At 39.3% G+C, this 10,439-nt stretch carries 12 protein-coding genes; all 12 read left to right on the forward strand.

Features of this window, described 5'->3' with window-relative positions; translation table 11 throughout:
• The first annotated feature begins 310 nt into the window (after positions 1 to 310).
• The 12 genes from nagA to ADM33_RS05960 all read left to right on the forward strand — a co-directional run bounded on the left by nagA (position 311) and on the right by ADM33_RS05960 (position 10,336).
• The gene (gene nagA, locus ADM33_RS05905) at positions 311 to 1,462 is read left to right on the forward strand and encodes an N-acetylglucosamine-6-phosphate deacetylase (RefSeq protein WP_049503731.1); all 1,152 of its coding nucleotides are present in this window, start codon (positions 311 to 313) and stop codon (positions 1,460 to 1,462) included.
• 236 nt (positions 1,463 to 1,698) lie between these two features.
• Entirely contained in the window at positions 1,699 to 2,076 is a 378-nt protein-coding gene (locus tag ADM33_RS05910) for a DUF1033 family protein (protein ID WP_049503733.1), read from the forward strand.
• 53 nt (positions 2,077 to 2,129) lie between these two features.
• Positions 2,130 to 3,071, forward strand: coding sequence for a competence type IV pilus ATPase ComGA (gene comGA / locus ADM33_RS05915; protein ID WP_049503735.1), 942 nt, complete (start codon positions 2,130 to 2,132; stop codon positions 3,069 to 3,071).
• Complete coding sequence (gene comGB / locus ADM33_RS05920) at positions 2,992 to 4,035, forward strand: competence type IV pilus assembly protein ComGB (RefSeq protein WP_152906809.1); 1,044 nt, start codon at positions 2,992 to 2,994, stop codon at positions 4,033 to 4,035. The genes comGA and comGB overlap by 80 nt, the downstream gene beginning before the upstream one ends.
• Positions 4,036 to 4,359, forward strand: a complete 324-nt coding sequence (comGC, locus tag ADM33_RS05925; RefSeq protein WP_049503736.1) for a competence type IV pilus major pilin ComGC — start codon at positions 4,036 to 4,038, stop codon at positions 4,357 to 4,359.
• Positions 4,322 to 4,756, forward strand: a complete 435-nt coding sequence (gene comGD / locus ADM33_RS05930) for a competence type IV pilus minor pilin ComGD (protein WP_049503738.1) — start codon at positions 4,322 to 4,324, stop codon at positions 4,754 to 4,756. Before comGC ends, comGD begins: the two co-directional genes overlap by 38 nt.
• The gene (gene comGE / locus ADM33_RS05935; RefSeq protein ID WP_049503740.1) at positions 4,719 to 5,021 is read left to right on the forward strand and encodes a competence type IV pilus minor pilin ComGE; all 303 of its coding nucleotides are present in this window, start codon (positions 4,719 to 4,721) and stop codon (positions 5,019 to 5,021) included. The genes comGD and comGE overlap by 38 nt, the downstream gene beginning before the upstream one ends.
• Positions 4,984 to 5,445 carry a competence type IV pilus minor pilin ComGF gene (comGF, locus tag ADM33_RS05940; RefSeq protein WP_049503742.1) on the forward strand — a complete coding sequence of 154 codons (462 nt, stop codon included), beginning with the start codon at positions 4,984 to 4,986 and terminating at the stop codon, positions 5,443 to 5,445. Before comGE ends, comGF begins: the two co-directional genes overlap by 38 nt.
• The gene (comGG, locus tag ADM33_RS05945; RefSeq protein ID WP_049503744.1) at positions 5,423 to 5,860 is read left to right on the forward strand and encodes a competence type IV pilus minor pilin ComGG; all 438 of its coding nucleotides are present in this window, start codon (positions 5,423 to 5,425) and stop codon (positions 5,858 to 5,860) included. Before comGF ends, comGG begins: the two co-directional genes overlap by 23 nt.
• A gap of 109 nt (positions 5,861 to 5,969) precedes the next feature.
• Positions 5,970 to 6,671, forward strand: coding sequence for a histidine phosphatase family protein (locus tag ADM33_RS05950; RefSeq protein ID WP_049503745.1), 702 nt, complete (start codon positions 5,970 to 5,972; stop codon positions 6,669 to 6,671).
• 190 nt (positions 6,672 to 6,861) lie between these two features.
• Positions 6,862 to 8,568 carry an ABC transporter ATP-binding protein gene (locus ADM33_RS05955; protein ID WP_049503747.1) on the forward strand — a complete coding sequence of 569 codons (1,707 nt, stop codon included), beginning with the start codon at positions 6,862 to 6,864 and terminating at the stop codon, positions 8,566 to 8,568.
• A 1-nt stretch (position 8,569) separates the two neighbouring features.
• The gene (locus ADM33_RS05960) at positions 8,570 to 10,336 is read left to right on the forward strand and encodes an ABC transporter ATP-binding protein (protein ID WP_049503748.1); all 1,767 of its coding nucleotides are present in this window, start codon (positions 8,570 to 8,572) and stop codon (positions 10,334 to 10,336) included.
• The last annotated feature ends 103 nt before the right edge of the window (positions 10,337 to 10,439 follow it).

Genomic DNA, 10,439 nt, shown 5'->3' on the forward strand with positions numbered 1-10,439 from the left:
CCAGTGTCCGCAAGGACGTGCCGGTTCGACCCCGGCCGCCGGTATAGTATTAAAGACAAGTTTTTCTGACCTTGTCTTTTTATTTTTTCTTCTAATTTTTTTCTCAGAGTTACCAAAAATTACTATTATTTATTCTGAATACTAATTTTTATTTGATAAAATTATTTTTACTTTATTTTTACTAAATCTTAATTTATTTCTTGAATTTTTAAACTATAATAGGTCTATACCATTTACAAATTTTAGAGAAAGGTTTATAATGTAATTGACATAATAAATAGTATATGAAATATTAGAGGAGGTATACATTATGCCTAAATATATTAAAGCGGATCAATTTTTCTATCCACATGGTGTTCGTCGTGGAGGTTATTTGGAGCTTGTAGATGGTAAGTTTGGAAAACATGTAGAAGAGGTACCTGAAGGTGCTGAAGTAGTTGACTATAGTGGTTATAGCATTGCTCCTGGTCTTGTTGATACTCATATTCATGGTTTCGGTGGTGTGGATGTTATGGATAATAATATCGAAGGAACTCTTCATACTATGAGTGAGGGACTCCTTAGTACTGGTGTTACAAGTTTCTTACCAACTACTTTAACTTCATCTTATGACCAACTCCTTGCGGTAACTGAGAATATCGGGGCTCGATATCAGGAAGCAACTGGTGCTAAGATTCGTGGTATCTATTTTGAAGGTCCCTATTTTACTGAGAAATATAAAGGAGCTCAGAATCCAGCTTATATGAAAGACCCTCGTATGGATGAATTTCGTGCTTGGCAAAAAGCATCTAATGGTCTCCTTAATAAAATTGCGCTTGCTCCTGAACGTGAAGGTGTAGAAGACTTTGTTCGTACCATTACTGGCGAAGGAGTGACGGTTGCTCTTGGTCATTCAAATGCGACATTTGATGAAGCTAAAAAGGCTGTTGACGCTGGTGCTAGTGTCTGGGTACATGCATACAATGGTATGCGTGGATTGACTCACCGTGAACTTGGGATGGTTGGCGCTATGTATGAATTACCCCATACTTATGCAGAGTTGATTTGTGACGGTCATCATGTAGATCCAAAAGCATGTGATATTCTTCTTAAGCAAAAAGGAGTTGAAAATATCGCTCTGATTACAGACTGTATGACAGCAGGTGGACTTCAAGATGGTGATTACATGCTTGGTGAATTTCCTGTAGTAGTAGCTAATGGTACTGCTCGTCTTAAATCTACGGGTAACCTAGCGGGGTCTATCCTTAAACTCAAAGATGGTTTGAAAAATGTCGTCAACTGGGGAATTGCTAGTCCTTATGAAGCAGTGATGATGGCTAGTCTAAATGCTGCTAAGTCAGTTCATATTGATGATGTTTGTGGACAAATTCGTGAAGGTTATGATGCGGACTTCATTGTTCTAGATAAAGATTTAGAGTTAGTAGCAACTTATCTTGATGGGGAAAAACGTTATCAAGCGTAAAAATAAAGCAGTGACTAGACTTAGTCACTGCTTTTTAATTTTTATACTAGAGATAATCTTGAATAATCTCTTGCAAAGATGTATTGTTTTTTTATAGTTGAGTTATTCCCTTAACTGTATTTTGTAAAGGTATCTAATGAACGAAAAATACTTCAAAGAGGCTTCTGAAAACGAGCAAATTTCTTTAATTGTTTTCAAAAATTCGCTATAATATACGATACAAAGGAAATAAAACTATGTATAGAGTTATAGAAATGTATGGAGATTATGAACCTTGGTGGTTTATAGAGGGCTGGGAAGAAGATGTGATTTCCAGTAAGAAATTTGATAAGTATTATGATGCACTAAAGTATTACAAATCTTGCTGGTTTGAACTGGAAAAGAAAATTCCTCTTTATAAAAGTCGAGGAGACTTAATGACCATATTTTGGAATCCAGAGGATAAGCGTTGGTGTGATGAATGCGATGAGTATCTGCAGCAATATCACTCTCTCGCCTTATTAGAAGATGGTCAGATTATTCCAGATGAAAAATTTAGACCTGGATATGAAAAACAAACAGGTCTAGAAATTCACAGAACTTGTCGTATCAAAAAAGATGGAACAACTTTTTAATAAAGTTGTTCTTTTTTTTATATTTTCTTCGAATAATAAACTGAGGAGGGAATATGGTACAAGTATTAGCACAAGAATTAATTAGTCTCGCGAAAACGGATGGAGCTCAGGATATCTATTTTATTCCCAAGGAAAAGGTTTATGAGTTGCATATGCGAATAGGAGATGAAAGGCGTTTAATCAATACCTATGACTTTGAAAAGTTGGGAGCAGTTATTAGTCATTTTAAATTTCTTGCGGGGATGAATGTTGGAGAAAAACGTCGAAGTCAGCTTGGTTCCTGTGATTATCAGCATGACGGTAAGGTTTCTTCACTACGCTTATCGACGGTAGGAGATTATCGTGGTCACGAAAGTCTAGTTATTCGACTTTTACATGACCAAGAGCAAGAGTTACACTTTTGGTTTCAAGACTTAGGAGAATTGGAGCAGAATTATAGGCAACGAGGACTATATCTATTTGCAGGCCCCGTAGGAAGTGGCAAAACTACTTTGATGCATGAATTAGCCAAGTCATTGTTTAAGGGACAGCAGGTCATGTCCATTGAAGATCCAGTAGAAATTAAGCAGGAAGAGATGTTACAATTACAGCTCAATGAAGCTATCGGACTTAGCTATGAGAACTTGATAAAACTTTCCCTACGACATCGTCCAGATCTTTTAATCATTGGAGAAATTCGAGATAGTGAAACAGCTCGTGCTGTTGTACGAGCTAGTCTGACAGGTGCCACAGTATTCTCGACAATCCATGCCAAGAGTGTTCGTGGGGTTTATGAGCGCCTCTTAGAACTTGGTGTCAGTGAAGATGAACTTGCAGTTGTTTTACAAGGTGTTTGTTATCAGAGACTAATCGCAGGAGGAGGAATTATTGATTTTGCAAACAAAAATTACCAAGAACACCAGGCAGAAAAGTGGAATAGACAAATTGACCAGCTTCTTAAAGAAGGACATATCACTGCCCTTCAAGCTGAAACGGAGAAAATTAGCTACCAGTAAGCAGAAGAAAATCATCACTCTCTTTAACAATTTATTTTCCAGTGGTTTTCATCTGGTAGAAATCATTTCCTTTTTAGATAGAAGTCTCTTGTTGGAAAAGGAATATGTATCGCAGATGCGTCTAGGACTCTCGCAGGGAAAATCCTTCTCGGAAATGATGGGGACTTTAGGTTTTTCAAGTTCAATTGTCACGCAACTTTCCTTGGCTGAAGTTCATGGAAATCTTCATTTGAGTTTAGGGAAAATTGAAGAGTATCTAGATAATCTTGCTAAGGTCAAGAAAAAGTTAATCGAAGTTGCGACCTATCCAGTCATTTTGTTAGCTTTCTTACTGCTCATTATGTTGGGTTTGCGGAATTATCTCTTGCCTCAACTAGATAGTAGTAATATAGCTACCTTAGTGATTAGTAACTTGCCACAGATTTTTCTCGGACTGACTCTAGTAGTAGCACTCGCATTTTTAACAGGATTGATTTTCTACAGAAAATCTAGGAAGATACAAGTCTTTTCTTTTCTGGCTAGAATTCCTTTTATCGGTGTGTTTATTCAGTATTATCTGACTGCCTATTATGCTAGAGAATGGGGAAATATGATTGGACAAGGATTAGAATTGTCACAGATTTTCCAGATGATGCAGGAGCAGGGCAATTCACTTTTTAAGGAAATTGGTTTGGATTTATCTCAGTCATTACAAAATGGTCATGAATTTTCTAAAGTTGTTCAAGATTATCCCTTCTTTAGAAGAGAATTGGGATTAATCATTGAATATGGAGAGGTCAAATCCAAGTTGGGAAGCGAATTGGAAATCTATGCAGAGAAAACTTGGGAGGCATTTTTTACCCGAGTTAATCGTACGATGAACTTAGTTCAACCCCTGGTCTTTATTTTTGTAGCTCTGCTAATCGTTTTATTGTACGCAGCTATGTTGCTGCCTATGTATCAAAATATGGAGGTAAATTTTTAGATGAAAAAAATGTTGATGAAATTAAAAAAAGCTAAGGTAAAAGGGTTCACTCTGGTAGAAATGTTGGTCGTGTTGCTCATCATTAGTGTTCTACTCTTACTGTTTGTGCCAAATCTTACTAAGCAAAAGGATGCAGTGAATGACAAGGGGAAAGCAGCTGTCGTCAAGGTGGTAGAAAGCCAAGCTGAACTCTATAGTCTGGATAAAAATGAAGATGCTAGTCTAAGCAAATTACAGGCAGATGGACGTATCACTGCTGAGCAAGCAAAAGCTTACAAAGAGTATCATGATAAACAAAAGACAAGTCAAACAGTTGCGGATTAGGGCTTTTACCATGCTAGAAAGTCTATTAGTCTTAGGGATAGTCAGTCTGTTAGCCTTGGGTTTGTCAAGTTCAGTTCAGTCCACTTTTGCGGCTGTGGAAGAACAAATTTTTTTTATGGAGTTTGAGGAACTTTATCGAGAAACCCAGAAGCGAAGTCTGGCTAGCCAGCAAAAGATGAACTTGATTTTAGAAGAGAGAAGCATTAGTAATGGCTATCAGAAATTAGCCATCCCTAAAGGCATTCAATTGCAGTCTAATCAGTCAATAACCTTTGATAAGGCAGGAGGCAGTTCATATCTGGTTAGCATCAGATTTCAAACAAGGAAAGAAGTGGTTCGCTACCGACTAAATATAGGAAATGGAAAGATTAAACGTATTCAAGAAGCAAAAAATTAAGGCGCTTATTTTACTGGAGGCAGTGATTTCACTAGCCATTTTTGCCAGTATTGCAACCCTCTTGCTGGGACAAATTCAAGAAAGTAGAAAAAGAGAAGTAGAACTTCTAAAACAGGAAGAAGTTTTGCGAGTGGCTCGAATGGCTTTGCAGACTGGACAAAAGCAGTTGACTGTCAATGGGCTTACAGTTCGTGTTGTCTCGAATGAGCGAGGTTTGGAGGTGTATCATGGGACGGAGAAATTACTGGCGATTCAAGACAAGTAGAGTCAGAGCGTTTACTCTTTTAGAATCCCTGGTTGCTCTTATTGTGATTAGCGGTAGCTTGCTTCTTTTTCAAGCTATGAGCCGACTCTTGGTTTCAGAAGTTCGCTATCAGCAGAGAAGTGAGCAGAAGGAATGGCTCTTATTTGTGGATCAGCTAGAAGCAGAGTTGAATCGAGCCCAGTTTGAAAAAGTGGAGAATGATAGACTTTATCTCAAACAGGATGGGAACCCCATTTCTATGGGAAAATCAAAGTCAGATGATTTTCGGAAAACAGATGCTAGTGGACGTGGCTATCAACCCATGGTCTACGGTCTGAAATCAGCACATATTTACCAAAAAGGGCAAAATGTTCATTTCAATTTTCAATTTGAAAAGGGACTAGAGAGGGAGTTTATCTATCGTGTGGAAAAAGAAAAAAGTTAGAGCTGGAGTTCTCCTTTACGCTGTCACTATTGCTGGAATTTTTAGTCTCTTGTTACAGTTTTATCTGAATCGGCAAGTAGCTCATCATCAGGATTATGCACTGAACAAAGAAAAACTTCTTGCATTTGCAATTGCTAAGAGGACCTATGAAAAAGCTAGTTCTGAGAGTGGTCAGCAGTCATTTAATGCAGGAAAGGCAACTTATCGCAATGATCAAAAGGGATTTACAGCGATTGTTGACACTGGGAAAAATCAATTTGAATTTCGTTTTCCACCTTTGAAAAAGACTGACGACAAGACGAAGAAAACAGAAAAAAAGTCAAAAGAAGAAAACGAGAAGAAAAAAGAAGAACAGGTGAAAAATGAGACCACCGAGACATCTAAAGTTGCTCCTTCTAAGAATGATAAGACATAGATTATCAGATTTGTAAAATCTAGTTTAAGTGGTGATGTTGGACTCAGTGGGTTAGGACGAGGTTTTTGCTTGAAATCATGCTATAATAGATACATATGGAGGACGGAAAATGGCAAGTGTAAAATTGTATCTAGTGCGTCATGGGAAAACAATGTTTAATACGATTGGGCGTGCTCAAGGTTGGAGTGATACTCCCCTAACAGCTGAGGGAGAGCGAGGTATTCATGAATTGGGAATTGGCTTGCGTGAGTCTGGCTTAAGATTTGAGCGGGCTTATTCAAGTGACTCTGGACGGACTATTCAGACAATGGGAATTATCCTTGAGGAACTAGGTTTAACAGGGCAAATTCCTTATCGTATGGATAAGCGAATCCGTGAATGGTGCTTTGGTAGTTTTGATGGTGCTTATGATGGAGACCTTTTTATGGGGATTATTCCTCGTATCTTTAATGTCGATCATGTGCATCGTTTGTCCTATGCTGAGCTGGCTGAAGGCTTGGTAGAAGTAGATACAGCAGGCTGGGCTGAAGGATGGGAAAAACTAAGTGGTCGCATCTGGGAAGGTTTTGAAGCCATTGCTAAGGAAATGGAAGCTAATGGGGGAGGAAATGCTCTCGTAGTCAGTCATGGAATGACAATTGGAACTATTGTTTACCTCATTAACGGCATGCATCCGCATGGTCTTGATAATGGAAGTGTGACGATTCTTGAGTACGAAGATGGTCAGTTCTCAGTCAAGATTGTTGGGGACCGTAGCTACCGTGAAATTGGACAAGCTAAACTAGAGGAGCAAGCTAGTTCAGAGAAATAAAACTTCTGTTCTCAATTAGAAGAATTTTAAACGATTTTATAGAATGCTAATGTCGTGTTTCGTAAGCTTGCGAGAGCTGAGTGCTTTGACAATAGCATTCTTTTTTGTTAGAATAGCATCAACATGAAAGCATAAGAAGGGACTGACAGAGTTGTCGTTCCCTTTTATCTATCTTATAAAGGGGGAAAATATGCTGTTTCAGAAAATAAAAGCCTATAAATGGCAGGCTCTAGCTTCCTTAATTATGACAGGTCTAATGGTAACGAGCTCACTCCTGCAACCACGTTATCTACAGGAGGTTTTAGAGGCACTGCTAACAGGTGATAACGAAGCTATTTATCATATTGGTTTTTGGTTAATCCTTGTTGCCTTGATTGGTTTGATTGCAGGTGGCATCAATGTTGTGTTAGCCGCCTACATTGCTCAAGGAGTTTCGTCAGACCTAAGGGAAGATGCCTTTCGTAAGATTCAAACTTTCTCATACGCTAATATTGAGAAGTTTAATGCAGGGAACCTTGTTGTTCGTATGACCAACGATATCAATCAGATTCAGAACGTAGTCATGATGACCTTCCAAATTCTCTTTCGACTACCACTTTTGTTTATCGGTTCCTTTATTCTAGCAGTTGTCACCCTACCTTCTCTGTGGTGGGTGCTAGTTCTCATGGTCGTTCTGATTGTTGCCATAATGGGTTTTATGATGGGAGTTGTGGGACCACGCTTTGCAAAATTCCAGACCTTACTAGAGCGTATCAATGCCATTGCTAAAGAAAATTTGCGTGGTGTGCGCGTGGTTAAGTCTTTTGTCCGAGAAAAAGATCAGTTTGATAAATTTACGCAGGTGTCAGATGAATTGTTGGGAGAAAACCTTTATATCGGTTATGCCTTTTCTGTTATGCAACCTGCAATGATGTTGATTTCTTACGGGGCTGTTTTTCTCTCAATCTGGCTTGTAGCAGGTATGGCAGAGTCGGATCCTTCAGTCGTTGGTTCCATTGCTTCATTTGTAAACTATCTGAGTCAGATTATCTTTACTATCGTTATGGTCGGATTTTTGGGGAACTCAGTCACTCGTGCCATGATTTCCCTTCGTCGTATTCGTGAAATTCTAGATACAGAACCAGCTATGACCTTCAAGGATGAGGAAGATGAAGACTTGGAGGGAAGTCTCAGTTTTGAAAATGTGACCTTCACCTATCCTAATGATGAAGAACCTATCCTAAAAGACGTCTCCTTTGATATCGCGCCTGGTGAGATGGTTGGGGTTGTCGGAGCAACTGGTGCAGGGAAATCAACCTTGGCTCAGTTGATTCCACGATTATTTGATCCTCAGCAAGGTTCTATCAAGATTGGAGGAAAGGACATTCGTACAGTTAGCGAAGGGACGCTTCGCAAGACAGTCTCTATCGTCCTACAAAGAGCTATTCTCTTTAGTGGAACCATCGCAGATAATCTCAGACAAGGAAAGGGAGATGCAACAGTCTCAGAGATGGAACGCGCAGCTCGTATCGCACAAGCTAGTGAATTTATCAGTCGCATGGACTTGGCTTTTGAAAGTCCGGTTGAGGAACGTGGGACTAACTTTTCTGGTGGACAAAAACAAAGAATGTCCATTGCGCGTGGGATTGTCAGCAATCCTAAGATATTGATTTTCGATGATTCAACCTCCGCCCTTGATGCCAAATCAGAACGTTTGGTCCAAGAAGCCCTCAACAAGGATTTGAAGGGGACGACTACGATTATCATCGCGCAAAAGATTAGCTCTGTTGTTCATGCTGATAAAATTTTAGTGCTTGACCAAGGGCGTTTGATTGGTCAAGGTAAGCATGCTGACTTGGTTGCAACAAACCCAGTTTATCGTGAAATTTATGAAACGCAAAAAGGAAAGGAGGAGTAGGATGAAGACATTTGAATTTTTTTGGAACTATTTTAAAGTTTACAAGATATCCTTTATCGTTGTCATTGCTATGATTATCATTGCAACGGTAGCACAAGCCCTCTTTCCAGTATTTGCAGGTCAAACAGTCACAGAGCTGGCTAATTTGGTTATAGCCTATCAAAATGGAAATCCAGATATGGTTTGGCAAAGTCTCTTGGGACTCCTAATCAATCTTGCCTATATTTTGATTGTTTTAGTAGTTTCTAGTCTCATCTATATGGTCTTGATGAGCCGAATTATTGCCGAATCGACAAATGAGATGCGTAAGGGACTGTTTGGCAAGCTTTCTCGCTTGACTGTTTCCTTCTTTGACCGCCATCAAGATGGGGATATCCTGTCACGTTTTACTAGTGATTTGGATAATATTCTCCAAGCTTTTAATGAAAGTTTAGTGTCTGTCATGACCAATCTTGCCCTTTATATTGGCTTGCTGATTGTCATGTTCGCAAAAAATGTCACCTTGGCTTTAATCACAATTGCCAGCACTCCGATAGCAGTTATTATGTTGTTCTTTATCCTGAAGCTAGCGCGGAAATATACAAACCTCCAACAAAAGGAAGTTGGGAAGCTCAATGCTTATATGGATGAGAGTATCTCTGGACAAAAAGCCGTTATTGTTCAAGGCATTCAAGAAGATGTGATTGCTGGTTTTGTCGAGCAGAATGAACGGGTTCGAAAAGCCACTTTCAAGGGAAGAATGTTCTCAGGAATTCTTTTCCCTGTTATGAACGGAATGAGCTTGGTCAATACAGCAGTAGTTATTTTTGTTGGTTCAGCTGTCTTACTGAATGATAAGAACATCGAGACAGCAACTGCACTTGGTTTGATTGTCATGTTTACTCAGTTTTCGCAACAGTATTATCAGCCCATTATCCAATTAGCGGCGAGTTGGGGAAGTTTGCAACTGGCCTTTACAGGTGCAGACCGTATCCAAGAAATGTTTGATGCAGAAGAAGAAATTCGTCCTCAAGATGCTCCAATCTTTAACGAATTAAAAGAGGGTGTGGAGATTCGTAACGTAGACTTCTCCTACCTGCCAGGAAAACCCATTTTGAAAGATGTCAGCATCTCAGCTCCAAAAGGGAAAATGATTGCGGTAGTTGGTCCGACAGGTTCAGGGAAAACAACCATCATGAACCTCATCAATCGTTTTTATGATGTGGATGCAGGTAGTATCAGCTTTGATGGAACAGATATTCGCGAGTTTGATTTAGATAGTTTGCGAAGTAAGGTAGGAATTGTTTTACAGGATTCTGTTTTATTTAGTGGAACCATTCGAGACAATATTCGCTTTGGTGTCCCAGATGCCAGTCAGGAAATGGTAGAAGCAGCAGCCAAGGCTACGCATATCCATGAATATATCGAAAGTCTACCAGATAAGTATGATACCTTGATTAATGATGACCAGAGCGTCTTCTCGACTGGTCAGAAGCAGTTGATTTCCATCGCTCGTACCTTGATGACAGATCCACAGGTCTTAATCTTGGATGAGGCAACATCAAACGTTGATACTGTAACAGAAAGTAAGATTCAAAATGCCATGGAAGCTATTGTGGCAGGAAGAACTAGTTTTGTGATTGCTCACCGCTTAAAAACCATTCTCAATGCCGATCGGATTATTGTCCTTAAGGATGGTGAGGTTATCGAACAAGGAAATCATCACGAATTACTCAAGCTTGGAGGTTTTTACTCCGAACTGTATCACAATCAATTTGTCTTTGAATAATACTCTTCGAAAATCAAATTCAAACCACGTCAGCGTCCCCTTGCCGTATATGTGTTACTGACTTCGTCAGTTCTATCCACAACCTCAAAACTGTGTTTTGAGC

The sequence above is a fragment of the Streptococcus oralis genome (assembly GCF_001075875.1).
Lineage (GTDB): Bacteria > Bacillota > Bacilli > Lactobacillales > Streptococcaceae > Streptococcus > Streptococcus oralis_I.